This window comes from Pantoea folii (assembly GCF_056678875.1).
Genome location: NZ_JBWXON010000003.1, coordinates 227,730 through 253,357, shown reverse-complemented (window position 1 = coordinate 253,357; position 25,628 = coordinate 227,730). Strand labels below are relative to the sequence as shown.

Sequence of the window (25,628 nt, the reverse complement as noted above, 5' to 3'; positions counted from 1 at the left end):
TGGTTGAGTCTATGTTCCTGATCGTTTGTACGCTCGTCGCCATCAAAGCGTACGATTTCAGCATAAAAAAACGCCCGGCATTGCCGGGCGTGGTGTTTTCAGCTGTGTGTCGTCTTTATTATGACTGGCCGTGGCCTTCGACGTTCATGCGCCCCAGGTCTTTGTCCACCAGGAACAAGCCTTCGCCTTTGTTGCCCACCAGCGCCAGTTTATCCAGTACGGTTTTGAACAGCTTCTCTTCTTCGTGCTGCTCAGCCACATACCATTGCAGGAAGTTGAAGGTGGAGTAGTCCTGAGACATCAACGCGGTGTGTACCAGGTCGTTGATGCGCTGCGTGATCAGCTGCTCATGCTTCAGCGCTTCTTCCAGCACGTCATTCAGTGAGTTCCAGCTAACGGCAGGGGCGGCAATGCTGCCCAGCACCGGCAGAGAACCGGCATCGCTAACGTAATCGAACAGGCGCTGCATGTGCTCCATCTCTTCGCGAGAATGCATCTTCAGGAAAGAGGCAGCACCTTCAAAACCTTTGTCGCTGCACCATGCGCTCATCTGCAAATACAGGTTGGCAGAGAAGAATTCGAGGTTCAGTTGATCGTTCAGGCGAGAGGTCATTTCAGCAGTTAACATGGCTGAGTCCTTTTTAATTTGTCAGGTGAAGTACGGTGAATTATGCATCAATCTATACTTTTTTGTGAAGGCTTTTTCGACAAAAAGTTGAAATTATCTTATTGATTATAAATGGAATTATTTCATTTATTGAATGCGAAGAGTTCTCAGTTTTGACTCATTTTCATTCACGCTGGATTGATTATAGCCGTACATCGGCGGATGCTGTGATGAGCCTTTACTTGTCAGGAGCTTAGCGGTGTCGAACGTATTAGATCATTACCATTACCTGCATGAAATCCCGGAACTGGGATTCGAAGAATTCAAAACTTCCGCCTATATCGCCGACCAGCTTGAGCAGGCTGGCATCAGCGTGACGCGCGGCATTAATCACACCACCGGCATCGTGGCGGAAATTGACAGCGGCGTGCCGGGTCCGGTACTGGCGCTACGTGCAGATATGGATGCACTCGGCCACATCATTAACGGCGTCGCCTGTGCACGCCATACCTGCGGCCACGATGGGCACTCTTCGGTGGTGCTGACGGCGGCACAGGAGTTGCTGAAAGAGGGGGCGATCAAGCGCGGCAAGCTTAAGCTGCTGTTCCAGCCTGCGGAAGAACTCGGTGCGGGTGCGTTATCGATGATTGAGGGCGGTGCGCTGGAGGATGTCGAGATGATCCTCGGTTTCCATGTGCGTCCACTGGAAGAGTGCCATGTCGGACAAGCCACGCCAGCCGTGCTCTATTCGGCGTGCAGTACGCTGGAAGCGACTATTAAAGGTGTGCCTGCTCATGCCGCGCGCCCACATTTGGGTGTCAATGCGCTGGATGCCGCAGTACAAGCGGTACAGGCGGTGAACAGTATCCATCTGGCACCGGGTCTGACATGGAGCGTGAAAGCCACCCGCTTCCTGTGTGATGCCGGTGTCACCAACTCGGTGCCGGATGAGGCGCGCGTGGTGTGGGATCTGCGTTCGCAGGAGAACGCACCGATGGAGGTGCTAAAACAAAAAGTGACGCAGGCGATTCAGCACAGCGTGGCTGCATTGGGTGCGAGCGCTGAAGTGGTGGTACTGAAAGAGATGCCCGCTGCAGAAATCCACGAGGAGGCCACGGCGGTGATCCGGGCAGCGATCGTCGATGTACTGGGGGAAGAAGGGCTGCTCGACACCAAATCCACGCCAGGCAGTGAAGACTTCTTCTACTACCCGGTGAAAAGACCGCAGGTGAAAGCCGGTTTCTGGGGGCTGGGTACCAATCTGGTGCCGGGCCTGCATCATCCTGATATGCGTTTTGAACTGAGTTCGCTGGAGATTGGGGTGAAGATCTTTAAGGCGGCAGTGGTGCGCGTGTTGGGTTAGTCGTGTGTCGTTTCCCACACCCCAGCCTCTCCCGCAAATGGGCGAGGCTGTAACCCTGAATGAAAGCCTCGCTCGAGCAGTCTCTTCTTCTCGCTTGCAGGAAAGCGGCAGGGCGAGGGTGTACACAGGTTCCATCCCGCGATTTCCCCGCCTGCTGAAATATTGTATGCTATGCCGCCTTAATGCTGACTGGATAACCGGACTGCCGCCAATGTAGATCGCGCACATCTTGCTGTGAATTGACGCCACTGCGTCACCATTGGTTCCGTTATCCCCCGGCTTTGCCCGGAACGATTTATTCGCAGCGCGCCGCCCGCGCGTTGCCCTTGAAGAAGAATTCACACATGTCTATTGCTTCCTTTTTAGATGAAGTGGCGCGCCGCCGTACGTTTGCGATCATCTCGCACCCGGATGCCGGTAAAACCACCATTACCGAAAAAGTGCTGCTGTTCGGGCAGGCGATCCAAACCGCCGGTACCGTCAAAGGCCGCGGCTCCAGCCAGCATGCTAAATCTGACTGGATGGAGATGGAGAAACAACGTGGTATCTCCATCACCACCTCGGTGATGCAATTCCCGTATCGCGAAAGTCTGGTGAACCTGCTGGATACCCCAGGGCACGAAGACTTCTCTGAAGATACCTACCGTACGCTGACGGCGGTTGACTGCTGTTTGATGGTGATCGATGCCGCGAAAGGTGTTGAAGATCGTACCCGTAAGCTGATGGAAGTGACCCGTCTGCGCGATACGCCGATCATCACCTTTATGAACAAACTTGACCGTGACATCCGCGATCCGATGGAACTGCTGGATGAAGTTGAGAGCGAGCTGAAGATTGCCTGCGCGCCAATCACCTGGCCGATTGGCTGCGGTAAGCTGTTCAAGGGCGTGTATCACCTCTACAAAGATGAAACTTACCTGTATCAAACCGGTAAGGGCCATACCATTCAGGATGTGCGCATTGTCAAAGGTCTGGCGAACCCGGATCTCGACGCGGCGGTGGGTGAAGACCTGGCACAGCAACTGCGTGATGAGCTGGAACTGGTGCAGGGCGCGTCCCACGAGTTCGATCAGGAGCTGTTCCTGAGCGGTGAAATTACCCCGGTGTTCTTCGGCACCGCACTGGGTAACTTCGGCGTCGATCATATGCTCGATGGCTTAGTGGCCTGGGCACCGACGCCGATGCCACGTAAAACCGATGCGCGTCTGGTGGAATCCAGCGAGGAGAAATTCAGCGGCTTCGTGTTTAAGATCCAGGCGAATATGGATCCGAAACACCGTGACCGTGTTGCTTTCATGCGTGTGGTTTCTGGCAAGTACGAGAAAGGCATGAAGCTGCGCCAGGTGCGTACTGGCAAAGACGTGGTGATCTCGGATGCGTTGACCTTTATGGCCGGCGACCGTTCGCACGTAGAAGAAGCCTTCCCCGGCGATATCATCGGCTTGCACAACCACGGCACCATTCAGATCGGCGACACCTTTACCCAGGGTGAAAATATGAAGTTCACCGGTATTCCGAACTTCGCCCCGGAGCTGTTCCGTCGTATCCGTCTGCGCGATCCGCTGAAGCAGAAACAGCTGCTGAAAGGTCTGGTTCAGCTGTCGGAAGAGGGCGCGGTGCAGGTGTTCCGTCCGGTGCACAACAACGATCTGATCGTGGGTGCGGTCGGTGTGCTGCAGTTTGAAGTGGTCGTGGCGCGTCTGAAAAGCGAATACAACGTTGAAGCGATTTATGAAGCCATCAACGTCTCAACCGCCCGCTGGGTTGAGTGTAGCGATGCGAAGAAATTCGACGATTTCCAACGCAAAAATGAAGTGAACCTGGCGCTGGATGGCGGTGATAACCTCACTTACATCGCCCCAACCATGGTAAACCTAAACATCACCCAGGAACGCTATCCTGACGTGAAGTTCCGCAAAACGCGCGAGCACTAATCCCGCCTCACAACAGGGCCAGTGATTTTCACTGGCCCTGTTTTTATCCTACAGACTCCTCCTAATTGCGCTGCGTTTATCAGTTTTTGGCGAGATATCAACCACAAAAGCCAGCAAAACCTGTAATCCCTACTATGATTATTCTGTCGGACGAGAAAAGAGACCTCTGGTTTCATTACGTCTATGAATGCAGCAACGCCGTTTGTTGCTGGCGCATTCGCAGTTGCGAGTGAGTTAACTGATAGAAGGATGATATCGATGAATAAGACTAAGATTGCTAAAACCCTGATTGCCGCTCTGGCTACCACTGCTCTGATGGGCGGCGCAGCCTACGCTGCGGACACCAGCAGCACGGGTTCTAAAATCGATAGTTCTATGAAAAAAGTCGATGGTTTTATGGATGACAGCGGCATCACTGCTAAAGCCAAAGCGGCGCTGGTGGATGATGAAGCGATTAAAAGTACGGATATCTCAGTAAAAACGCATCAGGGCGTGGTCACGCTGAGCGGCTTTGTCGCTTCGCAGGATCAGGCGGAAAAAGCCGTTGCGCTGGTGCAAAAAGTTGAGGGTGTGAAATCCGTCAGTGACAAACTGCACGTTAAAGACAGCAAAGAAACATCATTGAAAGGTTATGCGGGCGATACCGCAACCACCAGTGAAATAAAAGCTAAGCTTTTAGCAGATGACATTGTGCCATCGCGCAACGTGAAGGTGGAAACCACCGATGGCGTGGTGCAGTTATCAGGAGAAGTGGCGAACCAGGCACAGTCTGATCGTGCTGAGAAAATCGCCAAAGCCATTGAAGGCGTAAAAAGCGTGAAGAATGACCTGAAGGTGAAATCTTAACGCGAGCGAAGCGGCACTGTTCCGGTGCCGCATCGTAATAAAAACAGTGATGTACTAATAAGCAGTTCGATTTTCACTATGGTAAGGAGAGGCTTATGTTTCGTTGGGGTATTATCTTTCTGGTCATCGCTCTGATTGCTGCAGCATTAGGTTTCGGCGGTCTGGCGGGTACGGCAGCATGGGCAGCTAAAATTGTCTTCATCGTCGGTATTATTCTGTTCCTCGTAAGCCTGTTTACCGGGCGTAAACGACCCTGACCGATTGCGTTAACACAACGCTAACCCGCGAGTCACTAAAGCGGAGACCAGTCATTTGCGGCATAATAGGCAGCCGCACCGATTGCACGATGCAATAGGTCAGGGAATGACAATGACTGGTTCTCCGGGATGCTGCCGTTAGCGGCTCCCTCAGAGCAGGAAAACTGAGGGACATCCATTGGGAATACGCATCCCGGTGTCACTGGACACCTTTGAGCCCCTGGCGCTCACCCCGTTTAAATCCAACAAAATTGCACTGGTCTGCGAAGGCGGCGGTCAACGCGGCATCTTCACCGCAGGCGTCCTTGATGAGTTTCAGCGTGCCGGTTTTAACCCGTTTCAATTGATGCTGGGCACCTCCGCAGGGGCACAAAACCTGTCTGCGTTTGTTTGCGCCCAACCGGGCTACGCGCGCCGCGTCATCACGCGTTATACCACCAGCAAACTGTTTTTTGATCCGTTGCGCTTTGTGCGCGGTGGCCATCTGATCGATCTCGACTGGCTGATCGACATCACCAAACAAGAATTTCCCTTGTCGCTCAGCAATGCCGAAGGACTGTTTGCCAAAGGCAGCGAGTTCTATATGTGCGCGTGTCGCGGTGACGATTACCGCGCTGAATATTTCAACCCTACCAGCCTGAACTGGCACGACGTGATCAAAGCTTCCAGCGCCATTCCGGGGTTCTATCGCAGCGGTGTGCTGATGGATGGCGTGAACTATCTCGATGGCGGTATCAGCGATGCGATTCCGGTGCGTGAAGCCGCACGACGCGGTGCCGATACCATTGTGGTGATCCGCACCGTGCCATCACAAATGTCTTACACGCCTAAATGGTTCAAACGTATGGAGCGCTGGCTGGGTGACAGCGCACTGCAGCCGATGATCAACATCCTGCATCACCATGAAGAGAGCTATCGTGAGATTCAGCAGTTTATCGAACAGCCGCCAGACGACCTGCGCATCATTGAAATTTACCCGCCGAAACCGCTGGCGAGTATGGCGCTGGGTAGCCGTTTGGCTTCACTGAATCAGGATTACCATTTAGGACGCCGCAGCGGCCGCTATTTCCTCGCGACGCTAGGTCAATGGCTGAGCGATGCCGAACCGTTCCTGCGCCAGACTACCGTGACACCACCGGCCGCCGTGGCGAATGCACCAGACAATCGTGCGGTGCACACGCCGCCGCTGGCGGATAATGATGCCGATTTTGATGCAGGATCGCTGGCATGAGATTTATCGACACCCACTGTCATTTCGATTTCCCGCCTTTTGTCGATGACGCCGCAGGCAGCATCGCCCGTGCGGCGCAGTCGGGTGTGGAACGCATTATTGTGCCGAGCGTCGATGCCAGCCGCTTTGCACTGGTCAGCCAGCTGGCGCAACAGCACGTGGCGCTGTATGCCGCATTAGGGCTGCATCCGATCAATATTGCCGAGCATCAGGATGCGCATCTGGATCAGCTGGAACAGTGGTTGAAAACGCCTGATAGTAAACGCGTGGCGATCGGCGAGATCGGCCTCGATCTCTATATGCAGGACGCGCAATTTGATAAGCAAACGCGGTTACTGGATGCACAGCTCAAACTGGCGAAACAGTATGATTTGCCGGTGATCCTGCATTCGCGTCGCACCCACGATCAGCTGGCGCTGCATTTGCGTCGCCATGATTTACCGCGCCGTGGCGTGGTACACGGTTTTGCTGGCAGCCAGCAGCAGGCGGAACGTTTTATCCAGCTTGGCTATGCGATCGGCGTGGGCGGCACCATCACCTATGAACGCGCCAGTAAAACCCGCAACACTATTGCTAATCTGCCGCTCACCTCACTGTTACTGGAAACCGATGCGCCTGATATGCCGTTGCAGGGTTATCAGGGGCAGCCCAACCGTCCTGAGCGCGCGCGTAACGTGTTTGATGTGCTGTGTCAGTTGCGCAGTGAATCGCCCGATATCATTGCTGATACGCTGTGGCAGAACAGCCTGCGCGTGTTTGCCCTGCCTGCCTGATCTCCTCCCGACACAATCTGGATTTCCCGCGGTTTTGGCGGGTATTGGCTACAGTAATAAAATCAGCATTACCCTTTTTTGCCCTATTTTGTGATAATATTCACAACCTGTATTGCACCTGAAAACGGGTGTGCTGGCGGTTATTTGTGACTTAAATCACTAAATAATTGTATTCATATGACGAATTTTCTTTTTTCATGTGACATGAAGCGCAATTCATTCAGGTGTGGTTTGTTAGAATTATCACATTATCCGGTGGGCACAGTCTGCCGGTCACCTTTTGGAGAGCATCATGACCGATCTTAAAGCGGCCGCACAACGCGCCCTGCAACTGATGGATTTAACCACCCTGAACGACGATGACACCGATGAGAAGGTGATCGCGCTGTGTCATCAGGCGAAGTCGCCAGCCGGTAACACCGCGGCCATTTGCATCTATCCGCGTTTCATCCCTGCGGCACGTAAAGCACTGCGCGAGCAGGGCACGCCTGATATTCGCATCGCCACGGTCACTAACTTCCCGCACGGCAACGATGACGTTGAGATCGCGCTGGCAGAAACCCATGCGGCGATTGCATACGGTGCAGACGAAGTGGATGTGGTCTTCCCGTATCGCGCGCTGATTGCCGGCAATCGCGACATCGGTTTTGCGCTGGTGAAAGCCTGTAAAGAAGCCTGCGCCGCTGCCAACGTGCTGCTGAAAGTGATCATCGAAACCGGTGAACTGAAAGAAGAAGCGCTGATTCGCGCCGCTTCTGAAATCGCTATCGATGCCGGTGCGGATTTCATCAAAACCTCAACCGGTAAAGTGCCGGTTAACGCCACGCCAGAAGTGGCGGCGATCATGATGCAGGTGATTCACGATAAAGGCGTGCAGCAGCAGGTGGGCTTCAAGCCTGCGGGCGGCGTGCGCACGGCGGAAGATGCCGCGATCTATCTGAAGCTGGCGGATGACATTCTGGGCGAAGGCTGGGCGGATGCGCGCCACTTCCGCTTTGGTGCTTCAAGCCTGCTGGCGAGCCTGCTGAATACGCTGGGCCACGCGACAGCGACCAGCAAAGCGGGCTACTGATCCCAGCCTCAGGGTCGCCATCAATGGCGACCCGAATAATGTTTGGTGCATTTCACAGCAATCTCCCGGGGAGGCAACCTTGTTCCTGCCACAAGAAATTATTCGAAAAAAACGCGACGGCCAGCCACTGAGCGAAGCGGAGATCCGTTTCTTTATCAATGGCGTGCGCGACAACAGCGTATCAGAAGGTCAGATTGCCGCGCTGGCAATGACCATCTACTTCCACGATATGAATCTTGAAGAGCGCGTGGCGCTGACCATGGCGATGCGCGATTCCGGCTCGGTGCTCAACTGGAAGTCGTTGAACCTCAATGGCCCGATTGTTGATAAGCACTCCACCGGCGGCGTGGGCGATGTGACTTCGCTGATGCTCGGCCCGATGGTGGCAGCGTGTGGCGGTTATGTCCCGATGATCTCCGGGCGCGGCCTCGGCCACACCGGCGGCACGCTGGATAAGCTGGAAGCGATCCCCGGTTTCGATATCTTCCCGAGCGACGATCGTTTCCGCCAGATCATCAAAGATGTCGGTATCGCAATTATCGGCCAGACCAACTCACTGGCCCCCGCCGATAAACGTTTCTACGCCACGCGTGATATCACCGCTACCGTTGACTCGATCCCGCTGATCACCGCATCGATCCTTGCCAAGAAACTGGCGGAAGGATTGGATGCGCTGGTGATGGATGTGAAAGTCGGCTCCGGTGCTTTTATGCCGACCTTTGAAGCCTCGGAAAATCTGGCGCAAGCGATTGTTGGCGTGGCGAACGGCGCGGGCTGCAAAACCACCGCGCTGCTCACTGACATGAATCAGGTGCTGGCATCCACCGCCGGTAATGCGCTGGAAGTCCGCGAAGCAGTGCAGTTCCTCACCGGCGAGGCGCGCAACCCGCGCTTGCTGGAAGTGACCATGGCGCTGTGCTCGGAAATGCTGATCTCCGGCAAGCTAGCCGACAACGACGCCGAAGCACGACGGAAATTGCAGAACGTGCTGGATAACGGTCAAGCGGCGGAAGTATTCGCGCGCATGGTGGCGGCGCAGAATGGTCCGGTGGATTTCATCGAGCGGATGGACAGCTATCTGCCTGCACCGACCCTGAGCAAAGCGGTGTATGCCGATCGCGCCGGGATTGTCAGCGCCATGGATACCCGTGCGCTGGGCATGGCAGTGGTGTCGCTGGGTGGAGGTCGTCAGCGTGCCAGCGACAGCATTGATTACAGCGTGGGCTTAAGTGACATGACCACGCTCGGCACGCAGGTTCATACACAGCGCCCGCTGGCGGTGATTCATGCCGCGTCGGAAGCGCAGTGGCAGCAGGCTGCGGAAGCGGTCAAAGCAGCTATCACGTTGAGTGATAGCGCGCCTGCGGAAACGCCGGTGGTCTATCGCCGCGTCAGCGAGTAACGCTTCTTCGTGCCAGGCAGCGGCCATTCGGGTATACTGATCTGATCGCTTTTTTTTGACTTGTCATCGCGCCATTGCGCAGGAGACTTGCATGAAACGTGCTTTTATTATGGTTCTCGACTCCTTCGGGATCGGCTCCAGCAAAGACGCCGATAAATTCGGTGATGAAGGATCGGATACGCTCGGCCATATCGCCGAAGCGTGCTTCGAAGGCCGCGCCAATGAAGGTCGCGAAGGGCCGCTGCATCTGCCAAACCTGACTGCGCTCGGTCTGGGTAAAGCCGCTGAACTCTCTACCGGCCGCTTCCCGCCGGGCCTCGACGCCAATGCTGAAATCATTGGTGCCTACGCTTATGCCAGCGAGCTGTCATCCGGTAAAGATACGCCGTCAGGCCACTGGGAAATCGCCGGCGTGCCGGTGCTGTTTGACTGGGGCTACTTCAGCGACAAAGAGAACAGCTTCCCGCAGGAGCTGCTCGATGTGCTGGTAAAACGCGCCGATTTGCCGGGTTATCTTGGTAACTGCCATTCGTCCGGTACGGTGATCCTCGACCAGTTGGGCGAAGAACACATGAAATCCGGCAAGCCGATTTTCTACACCTCGGCGGACTCGGTATTCCAGATTGCCTGTCACGAAGAGACCTTTGGTCTGGATCGTCTGTACGAACTGTGCGAAATCGCGCGTGAAGAACTGACCAACGGTGGCTACAACATCGGCCGTGTGATTGCGCGTCCGTTTGTCGGCGACAAAGCGGGCAACTTTGAGCGTACCGGCAACCGTCACGATCTGGCGGTGGAACCGCCTGCGCCGACCATGCTGAAAAAGCTGGTGGACGAGAAGGGCGGCGAAGTGATCTCCGTGGGTAAAATTGCGGATATTTACGCCGAGCAGGGCATTACTCAGAAGGTGAAAGCCACCGGTCTGGATGCGCTGTTCAACGCCACCATCGAGCAGATGAAAAAGGCGCCGGACAATTCCATCGTCTTCACCAACTTCGTTGATTTTGACTCCACCTGGGGCCATCGTCGCGATATCGCCGGATATGCGGGCGGTTTAGAGTTCTTCGACCGCCGTTTGCCGGAGCTGATGGCGCTGGTGAAAGAGGGTGATATTCTGATCCTCACCGCCGACCACGGTTGTGACCCAAGCTGGAAGGGCACCGAGCACACGCGCGAGCACATCCCGATTATGATTTACGGTCCAAAAGTGAAGCCAGGATCGCTGGGTTATCGCGATACCTTTGCGGATATCGGCCAGACCATTGCGAAGTATTTTGGCCTGTCCAGCATGGACTACGGCAAAAGCCTGCTGTAAAACAGCCCACCAATTTTAAAAAGGAAAATAACCATGGCAACGCCTCATATTAATGCAGAAATGGGTGACTTCGCGGACGTGGTGCTGATGCCGGGCGATCCGCTGCGCGCTAAGCACATCGCAGAAACCTTCCTGGAAGATGCGGTTGAAGTGAACAACGTGCGCGGCATGCTGGGTTACACCGGGACGTACAAAGGCCGTAAGATTTCGGTCATGGGCCACGGTATGGGTATTCCATCCTGCTCGATCTATACCAAAGAGCTGATCACCGATTTCGGCGTGAAGAAAATCATCCGTGTCGGTTCCTGCGGCGCGGTGCGTGCCGATGTGAAACTGCGTGACGTGGTGATTGGTCTGGGTGCTTGCACCGATTCCAAAGTGAACCGTATGCGTTTCAAGGATCACGACTTCGCGGCGATTGCGGACTTCGACATGGTGCGTAACGCGGTTGATGCCGCCAAAGCGCTGGGTGTGGACGCACGCGTTGGCAATATCTTCTCTGCTGACCTGTTCTACACGCCAGATCCGCAGATGTTCGATGTGATGGAGAAATACGGCATTCTGGGCGTAGAAATGGAAGCCGCGGGTATCTACGGTGTGGCAGCGGAGTTCGGTGCTAAAGCGCTGACCATCTGCACCGTGTCGGATCATATCCGCACGCACGAGCAGACCACGGCGGCTGAGCGCCAGACCACCTTCAACGATATGATCAAGATCGCGCTGGAGTCGGTGCTGCTGGGGGATTAATCCCGTCTGTTTTGTTCGGTGCGCTTCAACGCGCACCTGACGAAACCCACCAGCGCACAGGGTCGTCATGGGTGGCGACCTTGTTCTTCTTCGCGCGAAATGAATCCTGCCATTTATCACGATCTCGTTACTCACCGCTCGGAATCATCGATACCACTCAGGGTGACCTGAACCTCTTCTCGTAAACATCTGACACACTTTTACCCAGGCTTGTGCATCTTCGTGCTGGCTCTAAAGCCATCTCTGCTTATCATTAGCGTGATAACAAAGAGACTAAGCCCCCCTGATGAATTTCCGTAATTTCGAAGCTGAAGAAAAACTGTTTGTCCGCCGTGCGCTTGTCGCTTTTGCTCTGGTCGTCATCTGTTTCATTATCCTTGGCGTTAACCTGTATCGTCTGCAGGTGGATCAGCACAGCTATTACCAGACGCGGTCCAACGAAAACGACATCAAAATGATCCCCATCGCGCCGACGCGAGGGTTGATCTACGATCGCAACGGTATTCCGCTGGTGCGTAACGTCACCTGGTACGACATCCTCGTGACGCCTTACAAAATCGACAATATGCAGGAAACGCTGAAGCAGCTGACGCCGATTGTCGACCTGACGCCGGAAGAAATTGAAACCTTCGAGCACGAACTCAAACAGAACAGCCGCTATAAGCCGGTCGAGTTAAAAGCAGAACTCACTGATGAGCAGGTGGCGCGCTTCTCCGTCAATCAGTTCCGTTTCACCGGCGTGGCCATCGACACTTATGAGGACCGTGAGTATCCCTATGGCGCCGATTTAGCTCATGTGGTGGGCTATGTTTCTAAGATCAACGATAACGATTTCAAACGCCTGAATGCCGAAGGCGTCGGCGAAAACTATGCTGCTGACCACAACATCGGTAAGCAGGGCATTGAAGGCTATTACGAGTCCATTTTGCACGGCAAAACCGGTTATCAGGAAGTGGAAGTGGATAACCACGGTCGCATTGTGCGCGTGCTGAAAGAAGTGCCGCCGGTTGCCGGCCAGAACGTCTATCTGACGCTGGATTTGCATCTGCAGCAGTACGTTGAGAGCCAGCTCGCCGGCCAGCGTGCGGCGGCGCTGATTGAAGATCCGCGCGATGGCAGTGTGCTGGCGATGGTATCTGCGCCGAGCTATGACCCGAATCCGTTTGTAAAAGGCATCAGCTACAAAGCCTACAAAACGTTGCTGCAGGACAAAAATCTGCCGCTGATCAACCGTGTCACGCAAGGCCTGTATCCACCGGCCTCGACAGTTAAACCCTATATGGCGATGTCCGCGCTGCTGACCAAGGTGATCACCCCAAGCTTTACTATTTTTGGCGCGCCGACCTGGACCCTGCCAGGCACCGATCGTAAATATCGTGACTGGAAAAAGTCGGGGCATGGCACGCTGGATGTCACCAAGGCGATTGAGGAGTCGGCGGACAGTTTCTTCTATCAGGTGGCGTTTATGATGGGCATCGATCGTATTCACACCATGCTGAGCCAGTTTGGCTACGGCAAACCCACCGGCATCGATCTCAATGAAGAGTATTCAGGATTGCTGCCTAGTCGTGAGTGGAAGCAGAAAGTGCATAAACACTCATGGTATCAGGGCGATACGGTGTCGGTGGGGATTGGTCAGGGGTACTGGATTGCGACGCCGATTCAAATGGTGAAAGCGCTGGTGGCACTGCTTAATAATGGCCGGGTGATTAATCCGCACCTGCTGGAAAAATCGCAGCGTGGTAAGGAACAACAGCTTTATCAACCTAAATTGCCGCAACCGCAAATCGGCGATCCAAAATCACCGTATTGGTCGCTGGTGCGTCATGCGATGTTCGGCATGGCCAATGCACCGAACGGCACCGGTTATAAGTATTTCCACACCGCGCCTTACGGCATTGCGGCGAAGTCGGGGACGTCTCAGGTGTTCAGTCTGAAGCAGAACCAGGTCTATAACGCGAAAATGATCCCGACGCGCCTGCGTGACCACATCTTCTATACCGCGTTCGCACCGTTTAATGATCCGAAAGTCGCAGTGGCGCTGATTCTGGAAAACGGAGGAAGTGAAGGGGTGACGGCAGCACCGTTGATGCGCAATATTCTCGATCACATCTTCCTGCCGCCACCGTCTGAGCCGCCGGTAGAAACGGCGCAGAAAAATTAATTTGCGCGAGATCGCACCCAACGTCGCGGTGCAATTTATCGCGCGATCCTGAGCGGTAATGCTGATCTCTGCGCTATAAATGCTGTCGCGACAAGGCTCTTCTAGCGGAAGAAAACCCGGTTGCGACCGTGGTTTTTCGCATCATATAGCGCGGCATCAGCATTGTTATACAGGGTTTCGAAATCGGAACCTGGCTTGCCATAGCTGACGCCAAGGCTGGCCGTCACTAACTGACCCGGCAGCACCGCCAGTGGCGAGGCGTTCAGGGAGGCGTGAATCGCGCCCGCGACAATCACCGCGTCCGATAAACGGTAGTGCGGCAGCAGCACGGTAAACTCTTCACCGCCAATACGGCCAATGCTGGCATCTTCCGGACAGTGCGTCTGAATACGCGACACCAGGCCGCAAATCACCTTATCGCCCATCGGATGTCCGAACTCATCGTTGATCTTCTTGAAGTGGTCGATATCGAGAATGATCAGCGCCGCCGGGCCATTGCTCAACGTATTCGTAATACGCTGAATGATGGCACCGCGGTTCCAGACAGCAGTGAGTGGGTCGTGGCTGGCTTTGTATTCCAGCTCCTGAGCCAGTTGATGCAGCTGCTCATTGACGCGGTTCAGCTCGCGTTCAGCACGGTCACTGCGCGAGATCATGCGATAGGTCTCGCGCATCAGGCGCTGATAGTGGCGATTAACGTTCAGCAACGCATTACGATAATCGTCTGCACTGAGCGAGGTCTGAGCCGCAACATCCTGAGCGCGCGTTAGCACCTCGCTCTCTTCGCGAAACAGCTCATTCAGGTCCATCATGAGGCCATTTCCGCTCGCAGATTCACCTGCAGATCGGTAAAGTCCAGCGCCAGTTCCTGGCCGAACTCTTCAGACACATCATCTTCTTCATCAAAGAACCAGTTGAGTTCAACCTTCTGGCCTTTCTGCGCCAGCTGATTGAACAGATCAAACAGGCTGAACAGCATTTTGGTGCTGGAGCTGTTGAAATAGCGCAGGGCGATATTGGCTTCGATCTGGCCGCTTTGTGCGGGCTGCCAGCTTTCCAGCGCATCCAGCAACGGACGGTAGAAGGCGGCGGCGTTTTCCGGCCAGGATTCTCCGCGCAGAGAAAACTGACCGCTTTCGAAGTCAAAATTGACCTCGGGCGTGCTTTCTGTGGCAGCAATAACAAGGTTTTGCATAAACAATTCAATCCTGGTGAATGGTGGCTTTGAGCCAAAACGTGGCGTAACCACTGGACTCCAGCGGACGCAGTTCATACTCCAGCGGTTCACTGACATCACGGGCAAGTGTCAGTAATCCTATGTTGGCCCCTTTGCTTGTGGCAGGGCTCTCAGCTCGCAGACCTACGCGGTATGCTTGTTTGATCTCTTCATTGCTCATGGTACGCAGCAAATCCAGCCAGTAACGCAGCTGCTCACAGGCGACTTCATCGACCTGATTGCTGCTTTCCAGCACGTAGGTGTCGCCATCTACGCGCAGCGTAACGGTGCCGAAGCGAAAATCCTGCTCGGCGTGGTTCATGACGCGGCTATCCTGCGAATAACGCAGGATATTCTGTACGATTTCAACAAAGCTGGAGAACAAGCGGCGGCGCACTTTCACCGGCGCCTGCTGGTTCTCCAGAAAGACCTTAATCACCTCGCCCATGGCGGTGATGTTCTGCGGCGAGAAGAAGCCAGTATAGTGCAGTGCAACGCTTTCTGGCGGTACGCGGCTAAGGGTTGAACCTGAGTTCATAAGGTGCTCATTAATAACGGAAGCCAAACCAGGTGACGTCATCGCGTCGCGGCTGGTTGCCTTGCCAGTTGAGAAATTCCCGCTCAAAGGTCGCTGACAACTCGTCCATCGGCAGGGTTTGATATTGTGTTACCAGCGTCTGAATGCGCTTTTTGCCAAACATAATGTGGCGTTCACCGCCGGGCTGATCGGTCACGCCATCGGTCATCACCAACAACATATCGCCGGGATGCAGCGTGCGTTGATGTTCCGGCCAGATGTAATCCTGCGGCGTATCGGTGTAACCCACACCGACGCGATCGGCCTTGAGCGATTCCGCTTCGCCAGCGGCCGGATGTAACAGCGCATGCATGCGTGCGCTGGCCCAGCTGAGTTGATGTTGGTGAGTATCAAGGCGTAGCGCGATAGCATCACAGCCGTCATTGGAGAGCGACGTTTGCTGCGTGGCATTGAGCTGCCCAAGGGTTTGTTTAATATGACGATTCAGTGATTGCAGCAGATCGGACGGTGCCCGACGGTTTTTCTGCAGCGCGTTTTCCAGCGCGGATTGCAGGATCACCGTCATAAAGGCACCCGGAATACCATGGCCGGTGCAGTCGGCAATCAATGCCAGCCAGCCGTGTTCATCCTGATGGAATGCATAATAGTCGCCGCCCACGCCATCGCGCGGCTGCCAGTGCAGGCACCAGTCATTGAGCTGCTGGGCCATTTGCTGTTTTGAGCGATCAAGCATCGCGTCCTGAATCACGCGCGCATAATCGATACTCTGCAAAATTTGTTGATGCTGTTGCGCCTGCAAATCGGAGACGGTGCGGATCAAATCTATCCCCAAACCGATGCCGATATAGCGGCCCTGTTCGGTCAAAATAAATCCGTCGGTGACCGATTTATCACCGGTTGCCACCACCTGATGCGCCACCTGATCCAGCTCGGTATCGGCATCAATCACCAGCGGCTCTTTGTCCATAAAAGCGATACAGCTTTTGCGGTCATAGAGTTCGCGGAAGAAAGGGCGCGTCATCTGTGACAGGAAGATATGGCGGTTGATCATGCCAAACGGCGTGCCGTTCTCGATCACTGGCAAACCGATCAAATCTTTGTGTTCGGTAAACAGAGCCATGACCGCTGTGTTGTCCATGGCTGGGCTGACAAACGGCACCTCAATGCACAGCGAACGCGCACGGGAACGGCTCGACAGGGAGGTTAATCCTGCGCGTAAATCAGGCAGCTGCATAAGAATTATTCTGGCATTGATTAGGATTTATCCTAGATTACTGCACTGCCATGACAGTTTTATGTCACAGCAGTGCAATAGAAGAAGAGAAAGCAGGAAAAATTACTCTTCTTTCAAGGCCTCAGCCACATGACTGATGGCGCGCACCACTTCACTGGAGCTGCCGCGAATCTCAGAGATCACGCCACCCGCTTCTTTGGCTAACACGACGCCTTGATCGGCACGTTTCAGGTTCGATTCGATGCCTTTTAACGCTTTTTCGGCGAGAGTATGGTTATGCTGCACCATATTCTCGATCTCGGTAGTCGCGCGGTTGATGTTTGCCGCCAGCGTGCGCACCTCGTTAGCCACCACGGCAAAACTACGACCGTGCTGACCCGCTCGCGCGGCTTCCACCGCTGCATTGAGTGCCAGCAGATTAGTCTGATCGGCAATGCGGCGGATGCTCTCGACAATCGCACCAATACGGTCGGAGGATTCGCTGAGGTTACTGATATCGCCGGAAATACCGTGCAGTTCGCCCGCCAGCTCATTGATGGTTTGCACACTGTTTTCAATCACCGTGGCACCGAGGCGCGTGCTCTCGCTGGTTTGCAGTGCAGTTTGATATGCCTGCTGTGCCGCCTCGCGCTCCAGATGGTTCTTCTCCACCTGTGCAGTCACATCGGTGGCGAATTTCACCACTTTGTACAGTTCGCCCGCTTCGTTAAACACCGGGTTATAAGTGGCACGCAGCCACACGGTGCGTCCCAGCTTGTTAACGCGCTCAAACTGGCCGGAGATAAATTCACCCTGATTCAGCTTGTGCCAGAAGCGGCGATACTCGTCACTGTTGCGCATCTGCGGCGGGCAGAACTGACTGTGATGGACGCCAATCACCTCATCGCTGCGATAACCCATGGTTTTGAGGAAATTGTCATTGGTCATCAGCACTTCGCCTTTGAGGTTAAAGGCGATGACCGCCATCGAACGTTCAATGGCGGTGGTCATAGCGCGCTGCTCTTGCGCATCAATAATCCGTGCGGTGATATCACTCGCCAGCTTAACGATTTTAATCACCCGGCCGCTGCGATCCTGCACCGGCACATAGTTAGCCTCCAGCCAGATGGGACGGCTGTGCTTGGCAACGCGCAGGAATTTATCGCTGAAACCTTCGCCCCGGTTCAGGCGGCGCCAGAAATCGCGATACTGCGGGGATTGGACTAAATCAGCCGTACAAAACATGCTGTGATGCTGGCCGGCAATCTCCTTCAGCGTGTATCCCATGCGCTCCAGAAACAGTTCATTGGCGGTGAGAATGTGGCCTTCCGGCGTAAACTCAACCATTGCAATCGCCTCCTGCAACGAACTGAGCGTGGCGCTGCTGCGAGCGCGCTTCTGCCACGCCAGGCGTGACAGGATTCCCGATGTAATAGTGCTAAACATGGTGGACCTTATAATTGGAATTTGTCGTCAAATCGGTTATCGGCGGGTGCGGTTAAAAATTCACCACTAAAGTTGGTAGTTGCAGAAATTTTTTACCGGATGGTCTGAAGGTTGCTGTAAAAGCCAGCAGTCAGCGGATTTTTGCTGAAAAGCGTTTGACGGTGCGGCCTGAGTAGGGTTTAATGCGCCCCGTTGCCCGGATAGCTCAGTCGGTAGAGCAGGGGATTGAAAATCCCCGTGTCCGTGGTTCGATTCCGCGTCCGGGCACCAACATTCTGAAAACCCAGCCTTTATGGCTGGGTTTTTGCTTTTGTGGGTTTCTAAAACACCTTTACGTCTTCAGCGCCATCAAAAGCATTAATCTTGATGCCTGCGCTTTAACGGTATGCTCAGCAGTAGCTCACCAGATACAGAGCGCTTGCCAGGTGCCGTTTCAAACGCGTTGATTTACGTGGCAGTAATCTCCACGGTGGATGGCCTCGCATGTCGTCACCACGTGTCTTACCTTGATCCAGCAGCAGCACTCGCAAAGCCAGCGTTAAGCTGTAGGACGTTCGTTCCACGCATCGGCGTATTGAATGTTGCCATCCACAATGCGCCAGGTGATTTTCTCATACTGCATGCTGACGCTTTCCGAATGATTCATCTTGTCGTTACCAGACAATTTCACATTGGGTACGCCACAATGAACGCTGGTGATCTTCACGTTTTCCAGCAGAACCGTGTAATAGCAGACCTCTTGCCCAGCATCGCTAATATTGTAAAAACGAATTTCAGCACTTTTCAGCGTCTGCCCGGTAGCTGAAGCTTTATAAAGATAGGGCGTTGAACTATCAACTTCCTTTTCAATACGCATTGATGAGTGCTGGCGTGTGCCGGTTATTTTTCCAGCGGCGGTATCAACCGGAAGGCTAATACCGTGGCTTAATCCGATGATTTCAATACTACCTTCACGGTCATGCACATCAACAGAGCCTCTAATATCTGCGCCGCCATCGTCTTTGAGCCACATGTACGGAGGGATTGGCATTTAACTACTCCTTATTTTTCGTAGTAACTTCATTGTTAAAATATAAATTGCCGTAGTGATAGAAAATACTGAGAACACGGAGATGTAGAAATATAAATCATAAAAGTTGTCTGCTCCAATCTCACCATCTCCGTAAAAAAAATGTGCAATACGGGTTGCCCATGCATAATTAAACCATATTTCAGGACTACCTAATGTTCGCCCGACGATCAACGATAAAGCGAAATAGAAGATGACTTTACATATCTTACGGGCAAGTGTTGTTATTGCCACTGGCAATTACCTCAATCCAACCGCGTGCCATCAATGATTTCATGCAGGGAACGCGTATTGGTGAAGTCTGCATTAATGCATTACGGATCAATGCATAATCGGAGTTATGAACTAAAGTGATGCATCCTTCCGATACACGCCCCGGATGTAGCCTGAATAATCCACGTTTGACCCCATCAATCCAGCTGTGATCATCAATAGTCCAGTCATCTCTGAACAAAGCAAACCATTCATCACGGTCAAACTCAGCACCTTCGTACATTCTGTTATAGAAATCCTGGGACTTTGCTTTTAACCTTGATAAGAGGCCGCCACTGCCACGCTCTACAATCCAGTACTTACCCGGTGGTATTGGACCTTCATTCGGAATTGCACCACATGCAGCGTTGTTCATGTAAACGCCTTTGCCTGAGAACGGCATAAAAACGCCAACGCCGTAAAGATTGAAAGGCACATAATCTGCGCCATTTAGAATCAATGTTCCCTGAAGTGCCATTACCTGTCCCTAATTAACAATCATGTAATAACTGTGGGTTATGTTACGTAGGATGAATTTTCAGGGCTAGTAATAATAATGGCATGCTTTCAATTTTGCGTAGTTGCCCACATTATATGATGGCCTGGGGGCTATATTCCTTCTGGATGCCAGTCTTTCTTGAATGACCAAATGGGTCGATTAAACACCTTCGTGACCGTTTGTCTAATGTGGTAATTAATTCTTTAAATGATAATTAAGGTTGTCATTCTGAAAGATACCCTGACATTTATAAAACCTGTAAGGCTTTCACTACAAAAATTTAATCTAATAATGATAATAAACAGATAATTCGTAATGTTGTCTTTAGTTATGTTTTTAATTAATAATTTATCGCATAAGCGCTGTAAGGTACTTATGTTCTGCTACGTGCTATTCTCTGTGATTTATTAATTTGTTAAGTGCACGAGAACAGCAATTAAACATCTTCAAAAACACTTTTAACAAATGGATGCGTTATTATGAATAAGCTCATTAAGTTTTCAATTGCCGCTGCGGTAGTGGCTCTGCTGTCTGGATGTACTGGAAGCGTGTATAACAAAGAAAAAAACTGTGATTACGATTATTTGCTTCATCCGGCTGTTTCTATCTCGAAAATTATTGGCGGTTGTGGACCAGTAGATAAATAGTCTGCATTGATGATTAGCGGCCAGTCACGGCAGTTAACTGGCCGCAACACCTCTAAAACCCCTGAAAAATCCGAAAGATAAAATTACATCGTGTTGTTTTAAATGGTTTTTATTTAATGTTGAGAGTGTTAATCCTAAGAATGGAAAGTTTATTTTTCTTTTGTCTTGCAATGTTGCATTAGACATGCGTAAATGACCTCCAGTCTGATTTGCAGACAGTTTCAAAGTTAGTTCACAGTTTATCTCTCATCTACGTCAGTGCCGAAAATAAGCCTTTCTCTTTGAGTTTTATCTCAGTCCTGATTTTTCTCTGCGATTCAGTTCACTCAGCCTCACGGCAAAAGAAAAGGTATTAATTATGTCTAATAAAATTCTCGGTACAGTAAAGTGGTTTAATTCTGAAAAAGGTTTCGGTTTTATTACCCCTGAAAATGGCAGCAAAGATGTCTTCGTACATTTCTCTGCTATCACCGGTAGTGATTTCCGCTCCCTTGAAGAGGGTCAGCATGTTGAATTCTCAGTACAAGATGGACCGAAAGGCCCTTCAGCAACCAATGTTACAGGTCTCTAATATTAATTTGTTCACTACTTTTATGAAATGCCCTCAGTGTCAGGGTTCTCAATATCGCAAGTCGGTATTTGATGTCAGCCAAAAAAATCCGCATGGTGCGACCTGCATTTTCTGCAAGTCCATGATGATTGAGAATAAAAATATCGCTTCATAAACGCAGGTTTGCACTACTTTTCGTGTAACGTCCTTACGCTGTATCTGAACGACAATCCCGCGTTATAACTCGAGCTGAATCGGCTCGATATCGCCATTCTGCTGTGCCGGCTGCGCACAGCAGATTAATATCTCCCCCTCTGCCACACTGGCACTCGGCGCAGTCGGGTAGGTTACCGCTCCCTTTAAAATCCTCGTTTTGCACGATCCGCAATGTCCTTCACGACAGCTGTATTCCGGGCTAAGACCGCGTGCTTCGGCCAGTTCCAGCAGCGATCCGCTATTCGGCGTCCAGCGCGCCTCTTTGGCTGAGTTCATGAACATCACGGGTATGGATTGCGTCGAAATCGGAAGTAAGGTTTGTTCTGTTTGCTGCGCATCCATGCGGCGCTGCAGCGAGGACGGGCCAAAGGCTTCGGCGTGAATGCGTTTATCGGCGATATTGTAGCTGCGCAGCCCGTCATATAACGCCTGCGTAAACTGCGGCGGGCCGCACAGGTAAAAGTCGTAGTCGTTAAAGGGCAGCACTTGTGAAAGCAGCGCCATATCGATGCGTCCGGAGACATCGTAATCGAATCCCTGTTCGGCACCGTCCGGCTGGCTCAACACGCGCACCAGTTTGAATGCGCCTTGTGAGGCCGCCAGCAATGCATCCAGTTCACGTACAAACGGGCGTTCCGCTTTGTTGCGCGCGGACTGGATAAAGTAAGTAGGGCGCATACGCTGTTTGCGGCGTCCTTCATAAACCAGATGGCGCAGCATCGCCAGCATCGGGGTGATGCCGACGCCCGCCGCAATTAAAACCGCTGGGCGTGTCTCTTGCGCATTGATAGTGAAATCACCGGCTGGCGCTCGCGTTTCAAGACTGTCGCCAACCTGTAGATGATCGTGCAGATAGCGCGAGACCACGCCATCGCGTTTGACGCTGATGCGATAAAAACCGTCCGACGGCGCAACCGACAGGGTGTAGTGACGAATCAGCGGTTTGTCTGTACCAGGCAACTGCACGCGAATCGGCAAGTGCTGTCCTGCCTGATACGCCAGCAAACCGGCGCCATCATCTGGCATCAGATGAAACGAGCGAATCGATGCGCTCTCATCGACAATCTTCGTCACCCTAAAAGGCCGCCAGCGTCGCGCCAGTTCGTTAGCGCGCAGGCGTTCGGCAGCCGATTGCCAGTCACCCGTCATTTCTGACGCCAGTGAGATACCGCCTGCTTCCGTTTCCCAGCGCAAGGCGAGAGCGGCATGACGTCGCACGATGCGGCGCGGGCGGAATGTCCACAACCGTTCGGCGCCCTGGAATGCATCGATCTCCGGCGAGTCGAGGATCACGCTGGCATCGCCGGTCATTTGCAGCGTATCGCCGCTGTGGTAATCGATAAACAGCAGCCCGGCTTTCCCGTTCTGGTGGATGTTGCCGAGCGTGGAAAAGAAGAGGTTGCCGTTAAAATCGGGAATGGTCAGCAGGCCATCGTCATCCACACGCACAAAACCGGGTTTGCCGCCGCGATGCGAAGCATCAACCTGATGCTCGGCATAAGTCGCGACATAAAACGTATCGGCGGTGGCGATGGTGTTGCGGGCCGCCTCATCGAGCGTGCTGAGCACTTCAACCTCACCAATAGCCGGCTCATCGGGCGAACGAGCAAAGCGGAAATCGCGCAGCTGGATATAGCGCGGGCAGTTGCCGAAACTCTGCTCCACCTGCACCCGAAAGCCGCCACCAATGGCGCTCAGCACGCCATTCATACGGTTGCGGCGACGGGTGTGTAACTCAATGCCGAGCAGGCCAACCGATGCGCCGTCAGTGAACCCGGCAGCAGCGGGATCGCGGGGATCCGGCTGGGCGGCAATATCCAGCGTGGTGGCATTCGGCGAGAAGATAAAACCGGGTTGGCCTTCCAGCAGCGTGGCCCAGGCATCGCCTTGCCCATCCACGCTGCCCACTACGATAAACGGTAGCTGTGCGTAGAAGTCACGGTGCTGATCGGGCATGTAGTCGCGAATCACGCGCTGGCCGACTTCCGCCATGCGTTCGGCAACGCCCGCCTGTTGTTGCAGGGCTATTTCACCTGCATGCCATACCGGAAGTTTCTCGCCCATGATAGTTAACTCACGCGATGCTGCGCAGACCGGCAGCGGTTTGCGGGAAGGGAACAAAGCCCGGCAACGCTTCAATACGGCGTAACAGCGCATTGACCGCCGGATAGCCAGAGAGATCCACATTGCCTTCCGGCGCGCCGATCAGGTAGCTGTACTGCGCGATATCCGCGATGGTCGGGCGATCGCCGACCAGCCATTCACGCCCGGTAAGATGTTTATCCATTAACGCCAAAATGGTGTGCGCACGGGCGATCACTTCGTCAGGGTTGAACGGGCGACCAAACACGGTAATCAAGCGTGCCGCGCAAGGGCCATAAGCCAGTTCACCTGCCGCGACAGACAACCAGCGCTGCACCTGCGCCGCACCCAGTGCATCTTCAGGCAACCACTCACTGCGGCCTGATTTTTTCGCCAGATAAACCAGGATGGCGTTGGAGTCGGAGATATACACGCCGTCATCCTCCAGCACCGGCACCTGACCGAACGGGTTGATGGCGAGAAACGCCGGGGATTTGTGTTCACCGTTAGCGAGGTCAACATCAATCACCTCGTGTGGCAGGTCGAGCAGGGACAGGAACAGACGAGCACGGTGCGCATGGCCAGAAAGCGGGAAGTGGTAGAGTTTCATAATTAGTGTCCTTTAGTGGTGGCCGGGATGATCCCGAACCCTGTCTAAAGGTTGGCACAGCCTGTGGTGCGGCAGAATAGCCGGGTTTGCGAAGTCATTATTGCGGAAAATGGAAGAATGGGGGCGGGGTTGATGTACGGCGGTCCTGCAAAAGCGTTGAAACTCTTTTGCAGCGCCGCCGCGCATGGGTTAGCCGGGAACTATGAAACCACTGCACTTCCTGTCACAGCCTGAGCTTGCTGCTCGCTTTGCTGCTCTTCGCGATGTTTCAAGCGATCCCAGATGCGGAAGAACGGATAGTAAATCACCATCGAGATCGCCAGGTTAACCACCTGTAACACCGTGCCGGAAATGTGCCCCCCAGTTGCCAGATAGCCGCTGACAAATATCGGCGTGGTAAACGGTAATGCGATCCCGGCGGGCGGCGCGACGAATCCGGTCGTCATGGCCGCCCAGGAGACAATCACCAGCACCACCGGGGTGAGAATAAACGGCAGGAACAGGTACGGGTTCATCACCAGCGGAATGCCAAACACCAACGGCTCGCTGATGTTGAACAGCGCGGCAGGTCCGGCAATCTTACCCAGCTGTTTCATCTGGCGGCTGCGAGAGCGGATCAGCATAAAGATCACCAGACCCAGCAAAGCACCGGTGCCGCCAGGCGCTATCCACAGATCATAAAACTGCTGCGTAAAGATGTGCGGGATCGGCTGGTTATGCTGGAACGCTTCGAGGTTTTCACTCATGTTGGAGAGCCAGACCGGCTGGATGAACACCAGTACAATGGCATCGCCGTGCAACCCCAGCGTCCAGAGAATGCCAATCAGTAGCACCGAGAAGATCATGCCCGGCAGCGTGCCGCCGACGTGGTGCATCGGCAATCCAATCACGGTGGCGATCAGGTTGTTGATGTCGCCAAACGGCGAGGCTTCCACTGCCAGACGGATGATCAGCACCACCGCCAGCACGCAGAAGCCCGGCACCAGTGCGAGGAAGGATTTTGCCACCGCAGGCGGCACGCCTTCCGGCATCTTGATCACCAGATTGCGGCTATGGACGAAGCGATAAATCTCCGTCGACATCAGCGCAATCACAATGGCCACGAACAAGCCCTGGCTGCCAATCATCGAGATCGGCAGGACGCCGGTTACCAGCTGTGCGGGTGCATTTTCGACTGGGGCAAACAGGGTCTGCTGCGGAATGGTCATCACAAAAGCCACTAACGCCATGGCGCCGCTGGTAAGCGGATCCAGCGTGCGGTATTTCTCCGCCAGACGATAGGCGATGCCGAAGCTGGAGATCAGCGCCATGATGTCGTAGGTGGCGCGCACCGGATAGAGCAGTTTGTTGCGCCAGGTGTCGCCAAACAGATCCGCCATCAAATGGCCCCACGCCGGAATCGGCAGGTAGGCGAAGATCAGGAAGAAACTGCCAATCAGCATAAACGGCATGTTGAGAATGATGCCGTCACGCACCGAGAGCACATGCTTTTGTCCGGCGACTTTCAGCGCTGCGGGCAACACATAACGTTCAATAAGAGTACGGTTGGACACAGGGCCTCCTCAGGCTCAATGGCGCA

26 protein-coding genes and 1 tRNA gene are annotated in these 25,628 nt (G+C 53.7%); 15 read left to right on the top strand and 12 right to left on the bottom strand.

Translation table 11 applies throughout. The features are described from left to right. Positions 1–118: 118 nt before the first annotated feature. The gene (gene ftnA, locus AC1MDE_RS06185) at positions 119–628 is read right to left on the bottom strand and encodes a non-heme ferritin (RefSeq protein WP_038644750.1); all 510 of its coding nucleotides are present in this window, start codon (positions 626–628) and stop codon (positions 119–121) included. A gap of 238 nt (positions 629–866) precedes the next feature. On the opposite strand from ftnA, the gene AC1MDE_RS06180 reads away from it, so the two are divergent. From AC1MDE_RS06180 to mrdA, 11 genes are all read left to right on the top strand, one after another. Next, the gene (locus AC1MDE_RS06180; RefSeq protein ID WP_166933495.1) at positions 867–1,970 is read left to right on the top strand and encodes a M20 peptidase aminoacylase family protein; all 1,104 of its coding nucleotides are present in this window, start codon (positions 867–869) and stop codon (positions 1,968–1,970) included. Positions 1,971–2,314: 344 nt separating this feature from the next. After that, entirely contained in the window at positions 2,315–3,904 is a 1,590-nt protein-coding gene (prfC, locus tag AC1MDE_RS06175; RefSeq protein WP_479399582.1) for a peptide chain release factor 3, read from the top strand. A gap of 258 nt (positions 3,905–4,162) precedes the next feature. Further along, positions 4,163–4,750: a molecular chaperone OsmY gene (gene osmY, locus AC1MDE_RS06170; RefSeq protein ID WP_224933861.1), complete on the top strand. Its 588-nt coding sequence runs from the start codon at positions 4,163–4,165 to the stop codon at positions 4,748–4,750. A 95-nt stretch (positions 4,751–4,845) separates the two neighbouring features. Then, positions 4,846–5,007, top strand: coding sequence for a DUF1328 domain-containing protein (locus AC1MDE_RS06165; protein ID WP_007893192.1), 162 nt, complete (start codon positions 4,846–4,848; stop codon positions 5,005–5,007). A gap of 178 nt (positions 5,008–5,185) precedes the next feature. Further along, positions 5,186–6,238: a patatin-like phospholipase family protein gene (locus AC1MDE_RS06160; RefSeq protein ID WP_479399580.1), complete on the top strand. Its 1,053-nt coding sequence runs from the start codon at positions 5,186–5,188 to the stop codon at positions 6,236–6,238. Further along, positions 6,235–7,011, top strand: a complete 777-nt coding sequence (locus AC1MDE_RS06155; RefSeq protein WP_160833663.1) for a TatD family hydrolase — start codon at positions 6,235–6,237, stop codon at positions 7,009–7,011. Before AC1MDE_RS06160 ends, AC1MDE_RS06155 begins: the two co-directional genes overlap by 4 nt. 292 nt (positions 7,012–7,303) lie before the next feature. Further along, positions 7,304–8,083, top strand: a complete 780-nt coding sequence (gene deoC, locus AC1MDE_RS06150) for a deoxyribose-phosphate aldolase (protein ID WP_058959209.1) — start codon at positions 7,304–7,306, stop codon at positions 8,081–8,083. Between the two features lie 79 nt (positions 8,084–8,162). After that, positions 8,163–9,485, top strand: coding sequence for a thymidine phosphorylase (gene deoA, locus AC1MDE_RS06145; protein WP_058959210.1), 1,323 nt, complete (start codon positions 8,163–8,165; stop codon positions 9,483–9,485). A gap of 91 nt (positions 9,486–9,576) precedes the next feature. Beyond that, a complete protein-coding gene (gene deoB / locus AC1MDE_RS06140; RefSeq protein ID WP_480344386.1) occupies positions 9,577–10,800 on the top strand; it encodes a phosphopentomutase in 1,224 nt (407 codons plus the stop codon). A gap of 33 nt (positions 10,801–10,833) precedes the next feature. Next, on the top strand, positions 10,834–11,547 hold the full coding sequence (gene deoD / locus AC1MDE_RS06135) for a purine-nucleoside phosphorylase (protein WP_034828492.1): 714 nt from the start codon (positions 10,834–10,836) through the stop codon (positions 11,545–11,547). Between the two features lie 286 nt (positions 11,548–11,833). Next, the gene (mrdA, locus tag AC1MDE_RS06130; RefSeq protein ID WP_058959211.1) at positions 11,834–13,711 is read left to right on the top strand and encodes a penicillin-binding protein 2; all 1,878 of its coding nucleotides are present in this window, start codon (positions 11,834–11,836) and stop codon (positions 13,709–13,711) included. Positions 13,712–13,812: 101 nt separating this feature from the next. Here mrdA and AC1MDE_RS06125 read toward each other — a convergent pair whose 3' ends face one another. The 5 genes from AC1MDE_RS06125 to AC1MDE_RS06105 form a co-directional block, all read right to left on the bottom strand. Then, positions 13,813–14,523, bottom strand: a complete 711-nt coding sequence (locus AC1MDE_RS06125; RefSeq protein WP_080748190.1) for a GGDEF domain-containing protein — start codon at positions 14,521–14,523, stop codon at positions 13,813–13,815. Next, positions 14,520–14,906 (bottom strand): DUF1987 domain-containing protein, encoded by a 387-nt coding sequence (locus AC1MDE_RS06120; protein ID WP_034828496.1) that lies wholly within the window; start codon positions 14,904–14,906, stop codon positions 14,520–14,522. Before AC1MDE_RS06120 ends, AC1MDE_RS06125 begins: the two co-directional genes overlap by 4 nt. A 7-nt stretch (positions 14,907–14,913) precedes the next feature. Then, positions 14,914–15,465 carry a SiaB family protein kinase gene (locus AC1MDE_RS06115; protein ID WP_097118104.1) on the bottom strand — a complete coding sequence of 184 codons (552 nt, stop codon included), beginning with the start codon at positions 15,463–15,465 and terminating at the stop codon, positions 14,914–14,916. 10 nt (positions 15,466–15,475) lie between these two features. Continuing rightward, positions 15,476–16,699: a SpoIIE family protein phosphatase gene (locus AC1MDE_RS06110; protein ID WP_038644771.1), complete on the bottom strand. Its 1,224-nt coding sequence runs from the start codon at positions 16,697–16,699 to the stop codon at positions 15,476–15,478. Between the two features lie 102 nt (positions 16,700–16,801). Further along, positions 16,802–18,124: a methyl-accepting chemotaxis protein gene (locus AC1MDE_RS06105; protein ID WP_479399573.1), complete on the bottom strand. Its 1,323-nt coding sequence runs from the start codon at positions 18,122–18,124 to the stop codon at positions 16,802–16,804. 194 nt (positions 18,125–18,318) lie between these two features. Here AC1MDE_RS06105 and AC1MDE_RS06100 point away from each other — a divergent pair. After that, positions 18,319–18,394 (top strand) — tRNA-Phe (locus AC1MDE_RS06100). A gap of 268 nt (positions 18,395–18,662) precedes the next feature. Here the strand turns inward: AC1MDE_RS06100 and AC1MDE_RS06095 are convergent. Both AC1MDE_RS06095 and AC1MDE_RS06090 read right to left on the bottom strand, forming a co-directional pair. Beyond that, positions 18,663–19,154 carry an Hcp family type VI secretion system effector gene (locus tag AC1MDE_RS06095; RefSeq protein ID WP_034823348.1) on the bottom strand — a complete coding sequence of 164 codons (492 nt, stop codon included), beginning with the start codon at positions 19,152–19,154 and terminating at the stop codon, positions 18,663–18,665. 247 nt (positions 19,155–19,401) lie between these two features. Continuing rightward, positions 19,402–19,923, bottom strand: a complete 522-nt coding sequence (locus AC1MDE_RS06090) for a DUF2778 domain-containing protein (protein WP_058959275.1) — start codon at positions 19,921–19,923, stop codon at positions 19,402–19,404. Positions 19,924–20,423: 500 nt separating this feature from the next. Between AC1MDE_RS06090 and AC1MDE_RS06085 the strand changes: the two genes are divergently transcribed. Beyond that, positions 20,424–20,591, top strand: coding sequence for a YhfL family protein (locus tag AC1MDE_RS06085; protein ID WP_064511320.1), 168 nt, complete (start codon positions 20,424–20,426; stop codon positions 20,589–20,591). A 33-nt stretch (positions 20,592–20,624) separates the two neighbouring features. On the opposite strand, the gene AC1MDE_RS06080 is transcribed toward AC1MDE_RS06085, so the two are convergent. Continuing rightward, the gene (locus AC1MDE_RS06080; RefSeq protein ID WP_167347091.1) at positions 20,625–20,777 is read right to left on the bottom strand and encodes a hypothetical protein; all 153 of its coding nucleotides are present in this window, start codon (positions 20,775–20,777) and stop codon (positions 20,625–20,627) included. 172 nt (positions 20,778–20,949) lie between these two features. On the opposite strand from AC1MDE_RS06080, the gene cspE reads away from it, so the two are divergent. Then, positions 20,950–21,162, top strand: a complete 213-nt coding sequence (gene cspE / locus AC1MDE_RS06075; protein WP_072226484.1) for a transcription antiterminator/RNA stability regulator CspE — start codon at positions 20,950–20,952, stop codon at positions 21,160–21,162. Further along, positions 21,098–21,316 (top strand): cold shock small protein YmcF, encoded by a 219-nt coding sequence (ymcF, locus tag AC1MDE_RS06070; protein WP_480344385.1) that lies wholly within the window; start codon positions 21,098–21,100, stop codon positions 21,314–21,316. Before cspE ends, ymcF begins: the two co-directional genes overlap by 65 nt. Positions 21,317–21,378: 62 nt before the next feature. On the opposite strand, the gene AC1MDE_RS06065 is transcribed toward ymcF, so the two are convergent. From AC1MDE_RS06065 to celB, 3 genes are all read right to left on the bottom strand, one after another. Continuing rightward, positions 21,379–23,421, bottom strand: a complete 2,043-nt coding sequence (locus AC1MDE_RS06065; RefSeq protein WP_480344384.1) for an FAD-binding oxidoreductase — start codon at positions 23,419–23,421, stop codon at positions 21,379–21,381. 10 nt (positions 23,422–23,431) lie between these two features. Beyond that, a complete protein-coding gene (locus tag AC1MDE_RS06060) occupies positions 23,432–24,049 on the bottom strand; it encodes a glutathione S-transferase family protein (RefSeq protein ID WP_480344383.1) in 618 nt (205 codons plus the stop codon). A 200-nt stretch (positions 24,050–24,249) separates the two neighbouring features. After that, a complete protein-coding gene (gene celB / locus AC1MDE_RS06055; protein ID WP_058959279.1) occupies positions 24,250–25,602 on the bottom strand; it encodes a PTS cellobiose transporter subunit IIC in 1,353 nt (450 codons plus the stop codon). Positions 25,603–25,628: the final 26 nt, after the last annotated feature.

Coding starts and splice junctions, on each gene's coding strand:
- ftnA (WP_038644750.1), bottom strand. CDS start 628: ATGTTAACTGCTGAAATGACCTCTCGCCTGAACGATCAACTGAACCTC.
- prfC (WP_479399582.1), top strand. CDS start 2,315: ATGTCTATTGCTTCCTTTTTAGATGAAGTGGCGCGCCGCCGTACGTTT.
- osmY (WP_224933861.1), top strand. CDS start 4,163: ATGAATAAGACTAAGATTGCTAAAACCCTGATTGCCGCTCTGGCTACC.
- AC1MDE_RS06165 (WP_007893192.1), top strand. CDS start 4,846: ATGTTTCGTTGGGGTATTATCTTTCTGGTCATCGCTCTGATTGCTGCA.
- AC1MDE_RS06155 (WP_160833663.1), top strand. CDS start 6,235: ATGAGATTTATCGACACCCACTGTCATTTCGATTTCCCGCCTTTTGTC.
- deoC (WP_058959209.1), top strand. CDS start 7,304: ATGACCGATCTTAAAGCGGCCGCACAACGCGCCCTGCAACTGATGGAT.
- deoB (WP_480344386.1), top strand. CDS start 9,577: ATGAAACGTGCTTTTATTATGGTTCTCGACTCCTTCGGGATCGGCTCC.
- deoD (WP_034828492.1), top strand. CDS start 10,834: ATGGCAACGCCTCATATTAATGCAGAAATGGGTGACTTCGCGGACGTG.
- mrdA (WP_058959211.1), top strand. CDS start 11,834: ATGAATTTCCGTAATTTCGAAGCTGAAGAAAAACTGTTTGTCCGCCGT.
- AC1MDE_RS06125 (WP_080748190.1), bottom strand. CDS start 14,523: ATGATGGACCTGAATGAGCTGTTTCGCGAAGAGAGCGAGGTGCTAACG.
- AC1MDE_RS06120 (WP_034828496.1), bottom strand. CDS start 14,906: ATGCAAAACCTTGTTATTGCTGCCACAGAAAGCACGCCCGAGGTCAAT.
- AC1MDE_RS06115 (WP_097118104.1), bottom strand. CDS start 15,465: ATGAACTCAGGTTCAACCCTTAGCCGCGTACCGCCAGAAAGCGTTGCA.
- AC1MDE_RS06110 (WP_038644771.1), bottom strand. CDS start 16,699: ATGCAGCTGCCTGATTTACGCGCAGGATTAACCTCCCTGTCGAGCCGT.
- AC1MDE_RS06105 (WP_479399573.1), bottom strand. CDS start 18,124: ATGTTTAGCACTATTACATCGGGAATCCTGTCACGCCTGGCGTGGCAG.
- AC1MDE_RS06095 (WP_034823348.1), bottom strand. CDS start 19,154: ATGCCAATCCCTCCGTACATGTGGCTCAAAGACGATGGCGGCGCAGAT.
- AC1MDE_RS06090 (WP_058959275.1), bottom strand. CDS start 19,923: ATGGCACTTCAGGGAACATTGATTCTAAATGGCGCAGATTATGTGCCT.
- AC1MDE_RS06085 (WP_064511320.1), top strand. CDS start 20,424: ATGAATAAGCTCATTAAGTTTTCAATTGCCGCTGCGGTAGTGGCTCTG.
- AC1MDE_RS06080 (WP_167347091.1), bottom strand. CDS start 20,777: ATGTCTAATGCAACATTGCAAGACAAAAGAAAAATAAACTTTCCATTC.
- cspE (WP_072226484.1), top strand. CDS start 20,950: ATGTCTAATAAAATTCTCGGTACAGTAAAGTGGTTTAATTCTGAAAAA.
- ymcF (WP_480344385.1), top strand. CDS start 21,098: ATGTTGAATTCTCAGTACAAGATGGACCGAAAGGCCCTTCAGCAACCA.
- AC1MDE_RS06065 (WP_480344384.1), bottom strand. CDS start 23,421: ATGGGCGAGAAACTTCCGGTATGGCATGCAGGTGAAATAGCCCTGCAA.
- AC1MDE_RS06060 (WP_480344383.1), bottom strand. CDS start 24,049: ATGAAACTCTACCACTTCCCGCTTTCTGGCCATGCGCACCGTGCTCGT.